Raw genomic sequence first — 16,876 nt, forward strand, 5'->3', positions numbered from 1 at the left:
TTTCTCCTATACTGTTTGATGTGTCAGATTATCTAAAGTGATAACTTCTATTTTTTCTTTACGTGGTTTTCTAAAGATGAAATAGAGACCAACTACTACAACGAATAGAGCAAAAATAGTTCCAGAAGATAATCCTTTTCCATATAGCAACGCTTGACCAAACTGATAAATCACAAGACTGACATTATAAGCCAGTAGTGTTTGGAAAGATAGAGCAATCCACGTCCACTTCGCATTGCCCATTTCGCGATGAATCGCACCAATCGCTGCAAAACAAGGGGCACAAAGCAAGTTAAAGACAAGAAATGAATAGGCGGAAAGCGCCGTATAATGCTGTTGGAGATTGTTCCATAGTTCTTTCGTAGTCTCTGTCGCATCAGTCACTTTATACAAAATTCCAAAAGTCGAAATCACCGTCTCTTTAGCTAATAAGCCGGTAATAGCTGCTACAGTTGCTCGCCAATTACCAAATCCAAGAGGAGTAAAGATCCAAGCTAATCCTTTTCCTAAGGTAGCTAGAATACTATTTTCTGTTTCGACCGCCTGTAAGCTAAAGTTATAGGAACTAGCAAACCAGATGAAAATATTAGTCACAAAGATAATCGTTCCAGCCCGTTTGATGAAACTCAAAGCCTTCTGTCCCGCATAGCGCAAAACAGTTTTGACTTGTGGCAAGTGATAACTCGGTAGCTCCATGATAAAAGGTGCCACAGCGCCACCGAGAATTGCCGTCTTTTTCAAAGCAATTCCTGATAAGACAATGGCTCCCATTCCGATAAAATAAGCGCTTGGTGCAATCCAAGGATTATTAGGGAAGAACGCTCCAGCAATCAAAGAAATAATTGGTAATTTAGCGGAGCAAGGCATAAATGTTGTTGTCATAATCGTAATCCTACGGTCACGTTCATTTTCAATAGTTCTACTCGCCATAACGCCAGGAACACCACATCCCGTAGAAATCAGCATAGGAATAAAAGATTTCCCAGATAAGCCAAAGCGTCTAAACAGCCGATCCATAACAAAGGCAATCCGGCTCATATAACCAATGTCTTCCAAAATTCCCAAGCAAACAAATAAGACAAAAATCTGAGGAACAAAGCCCAAAACAGCCCCACAACCTGCAACAATCCCATCAACAATCAAGGATTGAAGCCAATCAGATACTGCTAAGTGTTCCAGCAGTGATTTGATACCGTTCGGAATCCATTCTCCAAAGAGGATGTCGTTTGTCCAATCCGTTCCCATCGTTCCAATCGTTTGAATAGAGAGGAAATACACCAACCACATAACAAGCGCAAAGATTGGTAAAGCTAAATAACGATTGGTCACAATACGGTCAATCTTGTCTGACAAACTTAATTTAGTAACATCGGCTTGCAGCACCATTTTGACTGCTGACTCAATAAACTCATAGCGCGCATTAACAACAATGGTCTCTGCGTCTTCAGTGTAGATTTCCTCCGTAATCCTAATCGCATCTTCAATCTCCGCTTTTTGGAAATCAGACAACACCAGCTGTTCGGATAATTCTTTATCACGTTCAAAAAGCTTAATGGCATAAAAACGAGCCTGTTTTTGAGGCACTGCATTTCCTAAAATGCGGATAATTTCTGACAAAGCCGCTTCAAAATGGCTGTCGTAAACAGGATAGAGCGTTTCATCCGTGCGCTCCATTTCTCGTAAGACCTGCTGCATGACTTGGTCAATCCCAGTCTTTTTCAAAGCACTGGTCGCAACGACTGGCACACCTAGCTGATAACTTAATTTAGTCGTATCGATCCATTTCCCTTGTTTTTCAACGACATCGCTCATATTTAAAGCCAGCACAACCGGAATTCCTGTCTCAATCAATTGCAAGCTCAAGTATAGATTTCGTTCCAAATTGGTTGCGTCAACTACATCCAAAATCCCGTCTGCATTACCGCTTAAAAGATAATTTCTACTAATCACTTCTTCAGAAGTATAAGGCGACAACGAGTAAATTCCCGGTAGGTCTTGGATAATAATTTTTTTGTTTTTGCTAAACAGACCACTTTTCTTCTCGACAGTGACACCAGGCCAATTTCCCACATGCTGGCTACTACCAGTTAATAGGTTAAACAAACTAGTCTTTCCACTATTCGGATTTCCCGCAAGCGCTAATTCTTTCATTGTTTTGCTTCCTTTTCACCTTTCACCACACTGATCAAGCTAGCCTCCGACTTTCTTAAGGTCAAGTCATAGCCCCTAAGCTTAATCTCAAGTGGATCACCCAACGGTGCAACTTTTTGCAATTGAACGTTTGTGTTTTTGGTCAACCCCATGTCCATCAACCGTCGTTTTAAAGCACCATCTGCATGAATTGCTTCGATGTATGCCGAATCTCCAATAGCCAACTCAGATAAAGGAAGAGAAGATTTGCTGCTGCCCTTTGGCACAACATCCAGCTTTTCCAAAATAGAATTATCCAAGGCAATCCTCGCAGCTCGAACTAAGAGAATAGCTGTGTCGTTTGTTTTTGAAATGACTTGAATAAAACTGCCTATCTTAATCCCTAGATCAGCTAAATGACGGACACTCGCTTCCTCTAGATCGATTCCGACAATTTCATATTCTGTTACTAATTTTATTTGAGATAAATCCATACTCTCTCCTTTTCATTTTGTCAAGAAATATGCTTACTACCATCATTAGTATACCACTTTTTTCTAAGAATTTCTGACAATTCTAAGATAGATAAGCAAAAATTATTGCAAAATAAATATCCCCTAAGCAGATGCCTAGAGGACATATTTATTAGAGACTAACAAATTTAATATAACAATTCATAGATTTCCATTGCAATCAAATCAATGCTATCAAAAGTATAGATTTCACGCGCTGCAACATCGCGAAGAGTGAATACTGAGCCATTTTCTTCGTCATAGCTATAAGTTACTTCTGCTACAACAACCCCGTCACGTTCAAAATTACGTTTCAAATTGCCGCCATCTTTTGTCATAGCATCTAAACGATTGATAATTCTTACTAAATGTGATTCCATTTTCCTTCTCCTATTCATTTATACGTTACTATTTTACCACAAATGAAAGATGAAATACCAGCAAAAGACCCATTTTTGGTAAATTTAACACAAAATGAAATGCTCAAATATAAAATTCTATCTTTTAACACTTTATTCTTGCAATGTTTTAGAATACTGCTATAATGAAAATAAGAAGTTTGACTATTATTGACCAATTGATTTCCGTCAAGCAAATTTTAAAAGAAAGAGGTAGCACATGCTTTGTCAAAATTGTAAAATAAACGAATCAACTATTCACCTTTACACAAATGTGAATGGAAAACAACACCAAGTTGACCTCTGTCAAAATTGTTATCAAATCATGAAAACAGACCCAAATAATGCCTTATTTCGTGGCATGACCAATATGAACAATCAAAATAATTTAGACCCTTTTGATGATTTCTTTAGCAATCTAGGGAATTTTCAAAATCATCAAGAACCGCAGACCCCTCCTACTCAATCAGGTGGCGGATACGGTAACGGAGGCTATGGTTCCAATCAAGGTGGCAGCACGCGCCAACAAGTACCACAACAACCCAAAGGCCTCCTAGAAGAATTTGGTATCAATGTAACTGAATTTGCTCGGCGGGGCGAGATTGACCCTGTAATTGGTCGTGACGAAGAAATTGTGCGCGTCATTGAAATCCTCAATCGTAGAACGAAGAACAATCCTGTCCTCATCGGAGAGCCCGGTGTCGGTAAAACAGCAGTTGTCGAAGGCTTGGCTCAGAAAATTGTAGACGGTGATGTGCCACATAAACTCCAAGGCAAAGAAGTCATTCGTTTAGATGTCGTTAGTTTGGTTCAAGGAACTGGTATCCGTGGTCAATTTGAAGAACGAATGCAAAAACTCATGAACGAAATTCGCTCTCGACAAGATGTTATATTATTCATTGATGAAATTCACGAAATTGTTGGAGCTGGTTCTGCTGGCGATGGAAATATGGATGCTGGAAACATCCTAAAACCAGCACTTGCTCGCGGTGAACTCCAATTAGTCGGTGCCACAACTCTCAATGAATACCGGATTATCGAAAAAGATGCTGCACTGGAACGCCGTATGCAGCCTGTAAAAGTTGATGAACCAACAGTTGAAGAAACGATCACTATCCTCAAAGGTATTCAAAAGAAATACGAAGACTATCACCACGTCAAATACACAGACGATGCCATTGAAGCAGCAGCTGTCTTGTCCAATCGTTATATCCAAGATCGCTTCTTGCCTGATAAGGCCATTGACTTGCTAGACGAAGCAGGCTCTAAGATGAATCTGACACTTAACTTTGTCGATCCAAAAATCATTGATCAACGATTGGTAGAAGCTGAAAACCTCAAGGCACAAGCTACTCGTGATGAAGATTTTGAAAAAGCTGCTTATTTCCGTGACCAAATTGCCAAATACAAAGAAATGCAGCAAAATAAAATGGCTGATCAAGATACGCCTCTTATCAGTGAAAAAACCATTGAACATATCATTGAGCAAAAGACAAATATTCCAGTTGGCGACTTGAAAGAAAAGGAACAATCACAATTGATTAGTCTGGCTAATGATTTGAAAGCTCATGTCATTGGTCAAGATGATGCTGTTGATAAAATTGCGAAGGCCATTCGCCGTAATCGAGTTGGACTAGGTACACCAGACCGACCAATTGGTTCTTTCCTTTTTGTTGGGCCAACCGGTGTCGGCAAAACAGAACTTTCTAAACAACTAGCGATTGAGCTCTTTGGTTCAGCTGACAGCATGATTCGTTTTGATATGAGTGAGTATATGGAAAAACATAGCGTAGCAAAACTCGTCGGAGCGCCTCCAGGTTACGTTGGCTACGAAGAAGCTGGACAATTAACAGAACGTGTACGTCGTAATCCTTATTCTCTCATTTTACTTGATGAAATAGAAAAAGCTCACCCAGATGTCATGCATATGTTCTTACAAGTACTGGATGACGGACGTCTGACAGATGGACAAGGTCGGACAGTCAGTTTCAAAGATACGATTATCATTATGACTTCCAACGCCGGTACTGGAAAAGTCGAAGCAAACGTTGGATTTGGTGCAGCGCGTGAAGGACGAACTAATTCTGTTATCGGTGAATTAGGAAACTTCTTCAGTCCAGAATTTATGAACCGTTTCGATGGTATTATTGAGTTCAAATCTCTTAGCAAGGAAAATCTCCTACAAATCGTAGATTTGATGCTTGAAGATGTGAATAAACGCTTAGCTGTAAATGGTATTCACCTAGACGTAACAGACAAAGTCAAGGAAAAATTAGTTAATCTTGGTTACGATCCAAAAATGGGAGCTCGTCCACTTCGTCGGACAATCCAAGATCACATCGAGGATGCTATCACCGACTACTATCTTGAACATCCAAGCGAAAAAGAGCTCAAAGCTGTCATGACGAGCAATAGCAAGATTGTTATCAAGTCGTCCAAAAAGTCTGAAAACGAGACCGAAAAAGAAATTAAAACAACAGCAGACGACACTGCTAACTGACTATGAAAATCACTCCTTAGAAGTTTCTCTAGGGAGTAATTTTTCGTTACTGAACTCTATATCTCAAAATTGTCTTCAACTTCTGGAGAGCTGTTCGATTTTTATTGTTCAAATAAATTTCACGATGATATGCTGTGCAGCGTTTTAACCCATTTTCTTGACAGAAAGCATCCATTTTCGCGAAGATTTGTGGTTCATCGTCAAATGGTCCTACATGAAGCATGGAAACGCTGCTTCCTTCGCTTATTCGTTCAAAGCGAATCTCATTATAAAACGGATTTGGTTTTTTCACTTTTACTTTTTCGAGAGCTGTTTCAACCATTTCATTTGTAATAAACTCTGGCTGAGCAATCATAATCGTATAAACCAAGTCATCTTTTACTAAAACTTCTGCTTCTTTTTGCCGCCAAATCCCTTCCAGCGGATAGACTGTAAAATCTGTCACTTCTAGCTCTGGATTGGATTTTTTATAATCCATTTTAACTGCATAAGCAAGAGAGTGCAGAGCCAAAACCCGCTCAGAGAAATCAGGGCTATTTGGATTGCCTGCTCCGTCAATCATAATGAAAGCCTGTTCAGGAACCGTTACTAGCGTCGGACTTACCTTCACACCATATATAGCTTTTTCAGCCTTTCTCCATTCATATTTCATTTGTTTACCCCTTTCGTTTTTCTATCATAATCATAACAAAGTAAACTTGTCAGTTTCTGTCAACTTTTATATTTTTGGGAAATTTCGTTTAATTTTTTTGCTAAATTCTGTCGCACTTCAGGCGGTTCTAACACTTCCACTCCATCCAAAAAGGATAAAAGATAAGCATAAAGACTGTCATGATTCGGAAATTCTGCTTCTACAAGTAAATTTCCTACCACATCTGTCGAAATCAAACCAGAAAATTCTTCATAGACACGAAAAGCTCGATGTTTTTCAAATTTCAATTGTAGCCGAATTGTTTCCTTTTGGCTTTCTTTACTTTGAAAGTCAGCTTGTCTTAACTCTCGGTCAAATATTTCAGTTGATAGCTGGCAGTGATTGATTCGACTTAGTTTGAATAACCGATAATCCTGTTTTCTCCGACAAAATCCATATAAATACCAATCTTGACTTTTAAAAATCAATTGCATAGGTTCAACCCATCTGCTTGTCCCTTCACCCTGTTGATTCAAGTAGTCAAACTGAAGAAGCCGCCTCTGAAAGATTCCTCTCTTAATCTGCTCAAACGTTTCTTGATGGTGTTTTTGCCCACGCCAATCTGTAAAATCAATTTGTAGCCAGTTATCCATTTTAATTTGAAACAAAGCCTGCAGCTTTTCTAATACTTGATGTTCCTCTCGTAAAGTTTATAAGCCTTGTACAGATAAAAGCAATTCTTCTTGCTCCTGAGCCGATAGTAAACTTTTATCCAGTACAAATGAATCCAGTAAAAATACCACCGCCTTTCCCCGGATTACAATAAATAGGGATACCTACACTGCTTAACCGATCCACATCACGATAAATAGTACGAATCGACACCTCAAACTTCTCAGCCAATGCTGGTGCTGTAGCATGTCCATTTCCCAGTAGATAATAAATGATACCTAGTAATCTTCCTTGAGTCATGTTCTCACCTCTCTATAATTATACCACTATAACTTGCCAAATCTTGTCTCGTTTTAATACCAAGTGATTGAACAAAAAGAAATCTTATTAAACCCTTGACAGTAATCACTTCATCCTTTATGATAATAGTAAACTAGTCACAAAAGAGGAACAAATATGACAGTCGCAACTTTTGGAGAAAAGAAAGAAAGCGTTCAATATGTAAATCGCTATGGTGTTTACGCAGTTATTCCAGATGCTAAAAAAGAAAAAATCATCTTAGTGCAAGCACCAAATGGAGCTTGGTTTTTACCAGGTGGTGAAATCGAAGAAGGTGAAAACCATCGAACCGCACTTGAACGCGAATTGATTGAAGAACTTGGCTTCACAGCTGAAATCGAGCAATATTACGGACAAGCAGACGAATACTTCTACTCTCGCCATCGTGATACCCACTTTTACAATCCTGCCTACATTTACGAAGTAAGCCATTATGAGCAATCACAAGCACCTTTAGAGGATTTTAATCAGCTTGCTTGGTTTCCAATCGAAGAAGCTATTTCCAAACTAAAACGCGGAAGCCATAAATGGGGAATTGAAATGTGGAAAAAGAGTCATAAAGTCTGAGAAATTGTTCACATTTCTTATGGAAAAGTGCTATAATAGGGTTAGCATATAGGAGGAAATCATTATGAAGCTTATCAATACAACCAATAGCCACGCGAATCTTGTCCAAAGCCAGTTAGAAAGCACAGATGCCACTTTAGTTGAAACTTTTTCTGCTGGAAATACAGATGTTGTTTTTACGCAGGCTCCACTTCATTATGAAATCCTGATTTCAAATAAACACCGCGCTATTCGCGAACAAGAAGTTGAAAAAATTCGAGAATTTTTCCTAAAACGAAAAATTGATACAAAATTGATTGATGCATCTCGAATTAAAACACTCTACTCTACTAACTTGATTGAAATTTCTATTCCAACAAAATAAGCCCTTGTGGGCTTATTTTTTATCTTGCATTTCGCGCTTAAGAAATCACCCCAAAAGTTAGATAGAAAAATCTAACTTTTAAGACGATTTTTATTTCGCCAAACCGCTTTTCTCTAACTATGACTTAAATCTTTTACTTCCATAACGTGCTACGAGATAAATAATTAAAGCAGAATATATACAAGTAAATATAGCTAGAAAAACAGTACAAGAAACAATAGATACTCGCGTTGCTAGTTGATAAAAAATTCTAAATGGTAGGCTAAAAGAACCTGTTCAATCTCCAATTGCCATCCTGCTAAAGACCTAACAATCGGGTGCTCAATGTCAAACATTGCATTTAGAACAAAGATTCGAGTTTCAATAGTTCCTCGGATGGCTAGAATTGCAGGAATGTTACCCTCATCAATGCCCTCCATATTTTTACGAAGCGGCGTCCAAAGATGAATCCCCTTTGCCTCCAAGCGTTCTTTCAACTCTTTACTTTATCCCAAATCTCCTAAAACGCGAGAATAAGGGACACGGTCTCCAGCAATTCTTCTGCTACCTGAATAGGCAAGGGTAACCAGATAATCCAAAATATAGCCCGACTCTGTCACCGCCAAATGCACTTTCAAACCGTAGAACCACATCTTTTTGGAAGCACAGTAGCCAATGTTGACCACCTTATTCAAGACCTTAATCCGATGATTTCTGACAGGCTGGAAAAGGAGGAGGACTGGAAAACTATCGATGATGACCAATTCATCAAAATCCAGTTGATTGAAATAGGGGCACTAAATAACGAGAACGACGATAAAAGTGGCTTCTCTCCAGCCTGGTGAATCCGAAGAAATTGCGAATCAATTGGTAAAATTTTCGCTGTGACTTCATTCCAATTTCTGCCTGGAACAGCATTAAGGTCAAAACAGAAACATCTGAAACCTTGCATTGCTCTACATTCTTACGATGAACCAGCTCATCAGGAGCGATCTTTTGATATAAGTCACATCAGACTTCACGAAGCTGTGGCATACTGAGTTGAAGAGGATGACGACTCGGTGTATAATGGAAAGTGTCCATTTGGTTTACCTCTCTGCTTTTTTTCTTCACTTGCAGTGTACACCAAATGGGCTTTTTTGTGAAGCAAAATCAACTAGCAACAGGGGTATATGTCATATTTTTCAGCCTAACTAGGCTTTACGCTATTCTGACTGAGTTAATTACGAATTAAATTTCTCAATCATTACCAAAAAAGGCGGTTGATTGATCTGATTGATAGTTTTATACAAAGTCACGGTAAATTCCTGTTGGGGTAGATGGCTCGCAAAATCTAGTACCGCATCCCGCTCTATCTCGCCACCTGTATGCCCATAGTAAATCATGACCGCAATCCGACCGCCAGCTTCTAAACGCTGACATAATTTTTCCAAGGCCTGTATGGTTGTATGTGGCTGGGTAATTACCGACTTATCTGCTGACGGCAGATAGCCTAAATTAAAAATAGCTGCCTTCGTGCTCTTAATGTACTGCCCCACATTTTCATGACCAGTTAAAAACAATTCAACATTATCTACTTTAGCTTCTGCCAAGCGCTTAGCGGTTTGCTTAATAGCTTGTTCTTGAATATCAAAAGCATAGACTTTTTTAGCTAATTGTGCCAAGAAAAGAGTATCATATCCATTTCCCATAGTAGCATCTACGACTATATCTTCTTTGGTTATGACTTCTGATAAAAAAGCATGTGCCATTTGCAATGGTCTTAACATATAAATCACTGCTCCTTTGCCCTACAACCTTGCACGCTACCACGACGTTTCATTTCTTGCTCAATCGCATTTAGCACTTCCCATTTATTGAGGCTCCACATGGGTCCAATGAGCATGTCCCGTGGCGCATCTCCTGTAATTCGATGAATGACGATATGTTCAGGGATTATTTCTAATTGATCACAGATAATAGCAACATACTCATCTTGGCTAAGCAACTGCAAGCGTCCTTCATGATAATCTCGTTGCATCCGTGTGTTAGTCATTAAATGCAAAAGATGTAATTTAATCCCCTGAATATCATTGTCTGTCACACAGCGGCGAACATTTTCTATCATCATCTCATGGCTTTCACCAGGCAAACCATTGATTAAGTGGGAAACTATCTCGATTTTTGGAAATTTCCGCAGCCGTTGAACCGTTTCAACGTATAATTCATATGAATGTGCGCGGTTAATCAATTGCGAAGTAGTTTCATAAGTCGTCTGCAGGCCCAACTCTACCGTCACATGCATACGTTCAGATAATTCTGCTAGGTAGGCAATCGTCTCATCAGGCAGGCAATCTGGTCTGGTACCGATATTGATACCTACAACCCCTGGCTCATTGATGGCCTGTTCATAACGCTCACGAATAACTTCTACCTTATCGTGGGTATTGGTGAAATTTTGAAAATAAACTAGATATTTTTTGACTTCAGGCCACTTTCGATGCATGAAGGCAATTTCTTTATAAAATTGTTCACGAATCGGTGCTTCAGGAGCTACAATCGCATCACCAGAACCTGACACCGTACAAAAAGTACAGCCACCGTGAGCAACCGTTCCATCTCGATTGGGACAATCAAATCCCGCATCAATCGGAACTTTAAAAGTCTTCTCTCCAAATAGTTTTCGATAATAAGCATTCAAAGAATTATAAGGTTTCATAACTTTCATTGTACCACAAAATAAAACAGAACTCGCGCTCGGAGTTCCATTTACACTTTACTAATATCCGTTGGCCTCCATTGGTGTTTTTTTAAATCCACACAGCCATTCGTTTTAAAAGTCACTCCTTCGGCCCAAAGGAGATGTCTCTGCTCCTCCCACGCTGGCGCTAAGCGTCCTGCGGAATTAACCACACGATGGCAAGGATACTTCCCATAAAGTCCAGCCTGAGACAGGACGCGACCTACCAAACGAGCATTTCTTTCTCGCCCAATCAACTGCGCAATTTGCCCATATGTCGCTACGCTCCCTAAGGGAATACAGGACACAACTGATAAAATTTGATGTACTAACTTGTCATTTAACACTTTTCGCATCATCTTTTTCCTTGTAGCAATGCTATTTTTGTTTTCCTTTGAAACGCCATTGAAAACGCAACTTATCATAATAAGGAAATTCAACATGCAAAATTCCTAGGCCTAAGAGAAAGCTTCCCAACACATCTGTCGGATAATGTACTCCCAGATACACACGTGACGTCATAATGATAAAAATCATCACAATCATCAAACTTTGCAAGATACGCTTCGTCTGCACTGATTTTATTCGTTGACTAACGATAATCAACAGCGTACCAAAGATTAGTGTAGAAGCCAAGGCATGCCCACTCGGAAAAGAAAATCCACCTTCTTCTACCAAATGTTGAATAGCAGGACGCGAATGTTGATAGATATTTTTCAAAAAAGCAACTAAAAGCCCCGTCAAGGCAAGATTCCCAATTAAAAGAATAGCCTCACTCCACCATTTCTTATAAAGGAAAAAAACAGCCAAAACTGCGACCCAGGTCATAATAACGGGCGTATTAATCAGACTCGTTACGCTAGAAAAGAAAAATGTCAAAGTATGTGGCAAATCTCCACGCAAAGTTATCTGAATTAGACTATCAAAGTCTTTTAAATAATTAGGATGAAACTTGACAACATAGCCTAGAATCACAAAAAGTAAAAGGGCAAAAGAGCCCTTGGTTAAAAAAGTTTGTTTATTTTTCATATTTAATTAAAATCGGTTTTAAAAGCAAGTTAATGACCCAAAAGGCAATTGCAAAAACTACACCTTCCAATAGATTAAATGGAATGACCATCGCAAACAGATAATTTGCTACACCAAGAATCTTTGAAATATCAAAATTAGCAAACGTTGCATATAGCGGAATTGCATAGATATAATTCAAAAGAAGCATTGCCACAGTCAATCCCAGTGTTCCCACCACAGAAGCAATCAGAAAACGAACGATTGTCTGTTCTTTTTTCCAAATAAGCGCAAAAGCGATTACGAAAACAGCAACTGCAATGATATTCATCGGCAAACCAATGTAGGTATTGACCCCTTGGTTGTTCAGTAGAAGTTTGAGCACTGAACGAACCAGTAAAATGCTTAAAGCTCCTCTCAGATTCAGTACCACTAATCCCAATAGAATTGGTAAAATACTAAAATCCAACTTCAAAAAGCTGGCTCCCGGCAAAATCGGGAAATCAAAGAACATCAGCAAAAATGAGATAGCTGAAAGAATGGCAATAATAGCCATTTTGCGTGTATGTGTCATAACAGGTTCCTCCAATTTTATTAAATTAGAGAAGCTGGAAAGGCTTGCTGAAGAATAACTTATCCCAGTCAGTGAAACCTTTATGATAGTATAAGGAAGTCTCCTTAAATAAAATTAAAAGCCACAGTCTTGGGACTTCTCCCCTGCCTTTCGTCTTCTCCCATCCAGACTATACTGTCGGTTGTGGAATTGCACCACATCAGCTTACGCTCGCGGACTTAAAACAGCTATCCAGTTGGCAAAGATTTTGTTTTTAAATGAAGTGGCGTTTCAAAGGTACACAAAGAAACTACAACGCTATATAAAAACAAAAGATTGTCAACGGCTGCAAATTACCGCCGGTCGGGAATTTCACCCTGCCCTGAAGACCCTTTAATCATAACAAAAAAAGCTTGCTAGAGCAAGCATTTTATCCGATGTCGTCCATTCTTTTGAGAAATCCTATTTTAATTTGTCATGTGCATAGTGATGTACTAGCTCCAAACCTGCAAAATTCTGTTGCCGCAGGGCTTCATACACCAGCATACAGACTGTATTTGACAAATTCAGACTTCTGACATGTTCATCATTCATCGGAATACGCAGGGCTTTTTCAGAATGAGCACGCATAAAATCCTCTGGCAATCCTTTATCCTCACGCCCAAACATAAAATAATGATTTCCAGCGGTTGTAAAATTTTCTGCTGCATAAATCTTCTCCGCAAATTTAGAAATCAAATAGAGATGTCCATCCATTTTACTCATAAACTCTTCTAAATTGTCATAATAAGTAATATCCAGCTTATCCCAATAGTCCAAACCTGCTCGTTTCATCTTACGATCATCAATCGGGAATCCCATTGGTAAAATGATGTGAAGCGGTGAATTCGTTGCTGCGCAAGTCCGAGCAATATTACCCGTATTCTGTGGGATTTGCGGTTCAAAAAGAACAATGTGGTTTTGAAATGTTGTCATATGTTATAGCCTTCTCATCTATCTTAGTGAACTGTAATTGCTATCAAGCAAAAAAATAGCCACACTGCCCGGAGTCAAGCTCAGCAGACAGCGTGGTTTAAGGCTCATTAACTTACATCACAACAGGTTTGAGGTAAATCAATGAGGGTACTTTCTTAGTATATCACTTTCTTTGCACATGTCAACAAAAAAAGCTTAAAAGTTTGTGTCTAAATTTTTGGGAAAGTCTAACTAACCCTTATAACCTAAGAAAACATTAGGTTCTTTGGCGAAAAAAGACTGAAACAAAGTTTTTCTCTGCTCCAGTCTTGACGATATTGTTCTTGGTATGGTACAATACTGTTTGACTGATTAAGCAAAGTTCCGTTTTGTCTTAATCGGTGGTGTAGAAGTTCACGCTTCTACACCTTTTTCGTTTTTAATAAGTATATTGTACCATAGATTACACAAAAAAGCAAGAAAAAGTACGACAAAAAGACCCTAAAAAATCCCTTTTTTAGCGGTTCTTATGTATCCCTAATTATAATTATAACTTACCAAAATATCCTTTTTTCCTAATGACGGCTTTATGTGGATAATGGTTAACCAGACGACCAGCACTCAATCTATTTCCTTGATAATACTGATATTCTCTTCGCCAATCTCCAAAAAACAACTCCTCTAGCTGATCCATTCGTTCTAAAAGAATCATCTTGGCCATAGCACAAGCTCCCTTTACTGACCAATACATCCCTCGGTGCTTCATCCTGTATGTAACTTTCCTGTGCTGACTTTCCATAACACCAATCCCTTTCGATGATAGGCCTCTTAATTTGGGTGGTTTCGTTTCTTTGAAATGGTCAAAAAGTTTTTGACGGAAAGTATGAAACCGATCATACTCCTCATCGCTTTGAATAAGTGACTCTACAGTATCAAAGACTGACTGAAGGAGAGGTTTTTGATATGTCTGAATAGCCTTAAAAGCTAGCACTTGTAAGGGATAAGGGTAAGGCTTTAGGAAGGTTTCGAGTTGTTCGTTTAGGTGGTAAGCATCCCAAAAATGTTCATGATGTTTAATCCCTAAAGCCTTCTTAATTTCTTGAAAGACTCGTTTGGTATAGCCCTTTCCATTATCTGAATTAGTAATCAGAATCGTTTTATCAGTAATTTCAAAGTGGTTATAGAGATAATCCAGCAGCTCTTCTCTAGCCGTCTCATAGTTTGTATGAATGATTTCATGTTTATTTTGTAGGATATAACGGTTTTTACCTACATTTTTAGTCCCTGTATGGACGAGAAAATGAGCCAAGTCGGTATTGTGACGTTCGTCACCGCCAGAGGTTGTTTTCACCATCACGCCATCCCCTTCCAAGTAGATTTTGTCTGCTTGGATTTTTTGTGGTTGCTCTCCTTCGAGCAAAAAGCGATACTGTTCTCTCTCTGAAAAAAGACGACCAGCCACTTTAACCGCTTTTAAGACAGCATCTTTTGTCACGAGCAAATCATAAGCTGTCTGAATCGTTCGGCAAACTTCCCGATAGGACAATTTGGAGGCATGTTTAGCCATGTGAAGAATTAGTTCAGGAGAGTAGCGGGTATAAGGCTTTAATCCTAGCCATTCATCAACGGGATAACGTGTCTTTTTCCCTTTTCGCCATCTGTTTCGTGAGAAGGTCATCTCTCCAAAAGTAAAGAGTACGGTTCGCTCACTGCTATCCACTCGCTTATAACCATGTTGTATCATGGTAGTGGCAACTTTATCGTCATATGATTTAACACGTTTGAGAAATTCTTTCTCATGTAGTCGTGCCATCTCATCCATAAAAGTTCTTTCATCAAATCTAACCATACCTTATTTTATTAAATTTAAGTGTTTTTGAAAATATGATATACTAAAAGAAGTGCTAGAAGATTAATATGGCTTTTTTCTAACACTGAGATTGGTCACTCTCTAGGGGGTGGCTTTTTCTTATTCCTTATTTATCAACTCTTGTATCTCCCGAAAAGCTTTTATATCACCATTTAACGCTTTTTGAAGAACAACCAAGGCTAGTGCCATTTCATTTGTTGGATCATAGCCTAGCCCAATAAGAAAATCTCGCATCTGCTCATTGTTGACTTCAGAGCTTAGGAGTGTCTCAAACGCTCGCTTTAAATTAGCTTGTTGCTGCCTGGCTTTTCCTGAAGCTATCCCTCCTTTTTGTGAAATTTCTCTTGCTTCGCTCTTGGTTCGTTGATTAACAGGAATTAAGTTCTGCTCATTTGCCACCACATTACCTCCTATAGAATTTGTTTTGCTTTGATCCCTGTTTCATATTCAAAACGCTTCAGGATACGATAGACATATTTAGGATCAAGTTCCATGGAGTAATTGATACGGTTCAACTGCTCACAAACCATCAGCGTTGTTCCACTTCCTGCAAAACTGTCCAACACCACATCACCTTGTCGACTAGAATGTCTAATCAACCGTTCCATAAGTGCTAGAGGCTTCATAGTGGGATGGTCTTGATTAGCTTGTGGACGCTTGACTCTTAAAATAGACGTTGATTGGTGTTCTTGATAGGTCTTGATGATGTCAATCAATTCAGCCTTACTTTTCTGTTCTAGATTACTTTCAAGAAGGGTTGATGAGCTAAAATCACTGACAAAGTAATGCTTAGCTCCTGGCTTCCATCCGTAAAGACAGGGTTCATGTTGCCACTGGTAATCTTGACGACCTAAAACAAAACTATCTTTGACCCAAATAAGACATTGTTTTTCCAACCAACCTGTAGCTAAAATGGCATTGGAAAAGGACAGACGTTCACTATCTGCATGCCAAATATAAAAGGCTGCACCTGCTTTTAAGTAGTGATCAACAGTTGCAAAAGCATCTGTTAAAAACTTCTGAAAAGTTAGTTGATCCATTTGATCGTTTTGAATCGTCATGGCTTCCTTGGTTTTTCCTTCGTAGTCCACATTATAAGGCGGATCAGTGATATAAAGATCTACAATAGTATTTCCAAGAAGTTGCTTGAGATGAGTTGGATTAGTACTGTCCCCACACATCAATCGATGTCTGCCCAACTGATAAAGATTTCCTACCGTCATTGTTTCTATATCATCATCCATATTGACATCCTTCTCTTCCTGTCCAGTTAAAGGAGAAGATAAGAGGTTAACAGAAAAACCAAACTGAGCCATATCAATGTCCATGATACTAGTCAGTTCTTGCTTCAGGAGATCAATATCAAAGTCTGTATTTAGAGTGATTTTATTGTGAGCCAAGATATAAGCTCTTTTTTTCTCTTCTGTCAAATGCTTCAGACGAATCACAGGAACTTGGGCAACTCCTAAATCTTTTAAGGCAAGGTATCGACCATGTCCTTCAATAATCATATTATTTTCATCAATGGCAATCGGATCATTATTTCCAAAAGTTTGAATAGACTCCTTGATTTGTTCAATTTGATACTTGGGATGTTTCTTGGAATTATTATCGTAGGGGGTGATTTGGCTCAATGGTATTGTTTCTATTTTCATTTGTTCTCCTTTACAAGCCTTAAGT

18 protein-coding genes, 1 pseudogene and 1 riboswitch are annotated in these 16,876 nt (G+C 38.9%); of the genes and pseudogenes, 3 read left to right on the plus strand and 16 right to left on the minus strand.

Annotated features, from left to right (window positions below; all coding sequences use genetic code 11):
* Window positions 1-6 precede the first annotated feature (6 nt).
* From feoB to H8787_RS08390, 3 genes are all read right to left on the minus strand, one after another.
* The gene (gene feoB, locus H8787_RS08380; protein WP_187327854.1) at window positions 7-2,151 is read right to left on the minus strand and encodes a ferrous iron transport protein B; all 2,145 of its coding nucleotides are present in this window, start codon (window positions 2,149-2,151) and stop codon (window positions 7-9) included.
* Window positions 2,148-2,624 (minus strand): ferrous iron transport protein A, encoded by a 477-nt coding sequence (locus H8787_RS08385; RefSeq protein WP_003068195.1) that lies wholly within the window; start codon window positions 2,622-2,624, stop codon window positions 2,148-2,150. Before H8787_RS08385 ends, feoB begins: the two co-directional genes overlap by 4 nt.
* A 167-nt stretch (window positions 2,625-2,791) precedes the next feature.
* Window positions 2,792-3,022 (minus strand): DUF1797 family protein, encoded by a 231-nt coding sequence (locus tag H8787_RS08390; RefSeq protein WP_039677320.1) that lies wholly within the window; start codon window positions 3,020-3,022, stop codon window positions 2,792-2,794.
* Window positions 3,023-3,260: 238 nt separating this feature from the next.
* Here H8787_RS08390 and H8787_RS08395 point away from each other — a divergent pair, with 238 nt between their 5' ends.
* Complete coding sequence (locus H8787_RS08395; RefSeq protein WP_187327855.1) at window positions 3,261-5,540, plus strand: ATP-dependent Clp protease ATP-binding subunit; 2,280 nt, start codon at window positions 3,261-3,263, stop codon at window positions 5,538-5,540.
* 46 nt (window positions 5,541-5,586) lie between these two features.
* Here H8787_RS08395 and H8787_RS08400 read toward each other — a convergent pair whose 3' ends face one another.
* The 3 genes from H8787_RS08400 to H8787_RS10170 form a co-directional block, all read right to left on the minus strand.
* The gene (locus H8787_RS08400; RefSeq protein WP_187327856.1) at window positions 5,587-6,192 is read right to left on the minus strand and encodes a GyrI-like domain-containing protein; all 606 of its coding nucleotides are present in this window, start codon (window positions 6,190-6,192) and stop codon (window positions 5,587-5,589) included.
* 59 nt (window positions 6,193-6,251) lie between these two features.
* Window positions 6,252-6,839 carry a WYL domain-containing protein gene (locus H8787_RS08405; protein WP_225908964.1) on the minus strand — a complete coding sequence of 196 codons (588 nt, stop codon included), beginning with the start codon at window positions 6,837-6,839 and terminating at the stop codon, window positions 6,252-6,254.
* Between the two features lie 100 nt (window positions 6,840-6,939).
* A complete protein-coding gene (locus tag H8787_RS10170; RefSeq protein WP_003068185.1) occupies window positions 6,940-7,143 on the minus strand; it encodes a helix-turn-helix transcriptional regulator in 204 nt (67 codons plus the stop codon).
* 156 nt (window positions 7,144-7,299) lie between these two features.
* On the opposite strand from H8787_RS10170, the gene H8787_RS08410 reads away from it, so the two are divergent.
* Window positions 7,300-7,749 carry an NUDIX hydrolase gene (locus H8787_RS08410; RefSeq protein WP_003068183.1) on the plus strand — a complete coding sequence of 150 codons (450 nt, stop codon included), beginning with the start codon at window positions 7,300-7,302 and terminating at the stop codon, window positions 7,747-7,749.
* 64 nt (window positions 7,750-7,813) lie between these two features.
* Entirely contained in the window at window positions 7,814-8,113 is a 300-nt protein-coding gene (locus H8787_RS08415; RefSeq protein WP_003068181.1) for a DUF1827 family protein, read from the plus strand.
* 233 nt (window positions 8,114-8,346) lie between these two features.
* On the opposite strand, the pseudogene H8787_RS08420 reads toward H8787_RS08415, so the two are convergent.
* From H8787_RS08420 to H8787_RS08465, 10 genes and pseudogenes are all read right to left on the minus strand, one after another.
* Window positions 8,347-9,175: pseudogene (locus H8787_RS08420) on the minus strand (IS982 family transposase).
* 140 nt (window positions 9,176-9,315) lie between these two features.
* On the minus strand, window positions 9,316-9,861 hold the full coding sequence (locus H8787_RS08425; protein ID WP_187327857.1) for a tRNA (mnm(5)s(2)U34)-methyltransferase: 546 nt from the start codon (window positions 9,859-9,861) through the stop codon (window positions 9,316-9,318).
* 5 nt (window positions 9,862-9,866) lie between these two features.
* Window positions 9,867-10,799: a TIGR01212 family radical SAM protein gene (locus H8787_RS08430; protein ID WP_187327858.1), complete on the minus strand. Its 933-nt coding sequence runs from the start codon at window positions 10,797-10,799 to the stop codon at window positions 9,867-9,869.
* A gap of 41 nt (window positions 10,800-10,840) precedes the next feature.
* Complete coding sequence (locus H8787_RS08435) at window positions 10,841-11,167, minus strand: MGMT family protein (RefSeq protein WP_006269449.1); 327 nt, start codon at window positions 11,165-11,167, stop codon at window positions 10,841-10,843.
* Between the two features lie 22 nt (window positions 11,168-11,189).
* Window positions 11,190-11,840, minus strand: coding sequence for a phosphatase PAP2 family protein (locus tag H8787_RS08440; RefSeq protein ID WP_003068173.1), 651 nt, complete (start codon window positions 11,838-11,840; stop codon window positions 11,190-11,192).
* Complete coding sequence (locus tag H8787_RS08445) at window positions 11,830-12,393, minus strand: ECF transporter S component (protein WP_003068171.1); 564 nt, start codon at window positions 12,391-12,393, stop codon at window positions 11,830-11,832. The genes H8787_RS08440 and H8787_RS08445 overlap by 11 nt, the downstream gene beginning before the upstream one ends.
* 148 nt (window positions 12,394-12,541) lie before the next feature.
* A riboswitch (FMN riboswitch) is annotated at window positions 12,542-12,766 on the minus strand.
* A 68-nt stretch (window positions 12,767-12,834) separates the two neighbouring features.
* The gene (locus H8787_RS08450) at window positions 12,835-13,347 is read right to left on the minus strand and encodes a tRNA (cytidine(34)-2'-O)-methyltransferase (protein WP_187327859.1); all 513 of its coding nucleotides are present in this window, start codon (window positions 13,345-13,347) and stop codon (window positions 12,835-12,837) included.
* 526 nt (window positions 13,348-13,873) lie between these two features.
* Window positions 13,874-15,148 (minus strand): ISLre2 family transposase, encoded by a 1,275-nt coding sequence (locus tag H8787_RS08455; RefSeq protein WP_187328381.1) that lies wholly within the window; start codon window positions 15,146-15,148, stop codon window positions 13,874-13,876.
* Window positions 15,149-15,295: 147 nt separating this feature from the next.
* Entirely contained in the window at window positions 15,296-15,595 is a 300-nt protein-coding gene (locus H8787_RS08460; RefSeq protein ID WP_187327860.1) for a hypothetical protein, read from the minus strand.
* 11 nt (window positions 15,596-15,606) lie between these two features.
* Complete coding sequence (locus tag H8787_RS08465; RefSeq protein ID WP_187327861.1) at window positions 15,607-16,851, minus strand: site-specific DNA-methyltransferase; 1,245 nt, start codon at window positions 16,849-16,851, stop codon at window positions 15,607-15,609.
* Between the last annotated feature and the right edge of the window lie 25 nt (window positions 16,852-16,876).

Origin of the sequence: Streptococcus sp. NSJ-72 (assembly GCF_014334035.1) — a bacterium.
GTDB lineage: Bacteria > Bacillota > Bacilli > Lactobacillales > Streptococcaceae > Streptococcus > Streptococcus constellatus.

Bases quoted from the DNA above. Each gene is read 5' to 3' on its own strand.
- feoB (WP_187327854.1), bottom strand. From the start codon at position 2,151: ATGAAAGAATTAGCGCTTGCGGGAAATCCGAATAGTGGAAAGACTAGT.
- H8787_RS08385 (WP_003068195.1), bottom strand. From the start codon at position 2,624: ATGGATTTATCTCAAATAAAATTAGTAACAGAATATGAAATTGTCGGA.
- H8787_RS08390 (WP_039677320.1), bottom strand. From the start codon at position 3,022: ATGGAATCACATTTAGTAAGAATTATCAATCGTTTAGATGCTATGACA.
- H8787_RS08395 (WP_187327855.1), top strand. From the start codon at position 3,261: ATGCTTTGTCAAAATTGTAAAATAAACGAATCAACTATTCACCTTTAC.
- H8787_RS08400 (WP_187327856.1), bottom strand. From the start codon at position 6,192: ATGAAATATGAATGGAGAAAGGCTGAAAAAGCTATATATGGTGTGAAG.
- H8787_RS10170 (WP_003068185.1), bottom strand. From the start codon at position 7,143: ATGACTCAAGGAAGATTACTAGGTATCATTTATTATCTACTGGGAAAT.
- H8787_RS08410 (WP_003068183.1), top strand. From the start codon at position 7,300: ATGACAGTCGCAACTTTTGGAGAAAAGAAAGAAAGCGTTCAATATGTA.
- H8787_RS08415 (WP_003068181.1), top strand. From the start codon at position 7,814: ATGAAGCTTATCAATACAACCAATAGCCACGCGAATCTTGTCCAAAGC.
- H8787_RS08425 (WP_187327857.1), bottom strand. From the start codon at position 9,861: ATGTTAAGACCATTGCAAATGGCACATGCTTTTTTATCAGAAGTCATA.
- H8787_RS08430 (WP_187327858.1), bottom strand. From the start codon at position 10,799: ATGAAAGTTATGAAACCTTATAATTCTTTGAATGCTTATTATCGAAAA.
- H8787_RS08435 (WP_006269449.1), bottom strand. From the start codon at position 11,167: ATGCGAAAAGTGTTAAATGACAAGTTAGTACATCAAATTTTATCAGTT.
- H8787_RS08440 (WP_003068173.1), bottom strand. From the start codon at position 11,840: ATGAAAAATAAACAAACTTTTTTAACCAAGGGCTCTTTTGCCCTTTTA.
- H8787_RS08445 (WP_003068171.1), bottom strand. From the start codon at position 12,393: ATGACACATACACGCAAAATGGCTATTATTGCCATTCTTTCAGCTATC.
- H8787_RS08450 (WP_187327859.1), bottom strand. From the start codon at position 13,347: ATGACAACATTTCAAAACCACATTGTTCTTTTTGAACCGCAAATCCCA.
- H8787_RS08455 (WP_187328381.1), bottom strand. From the start codon at position 15,148: ATGGATGAGATGGCACGACTACATGAGAAAGAATTTCTCAAACGTGTT.
- H8787_RS08465 (WP_187327861.1), bottom strand. From the start codon at position 16,851: ATGAAAATAGAAACAATACCATTGAGCCAAATCACCCCCTACGATAAT.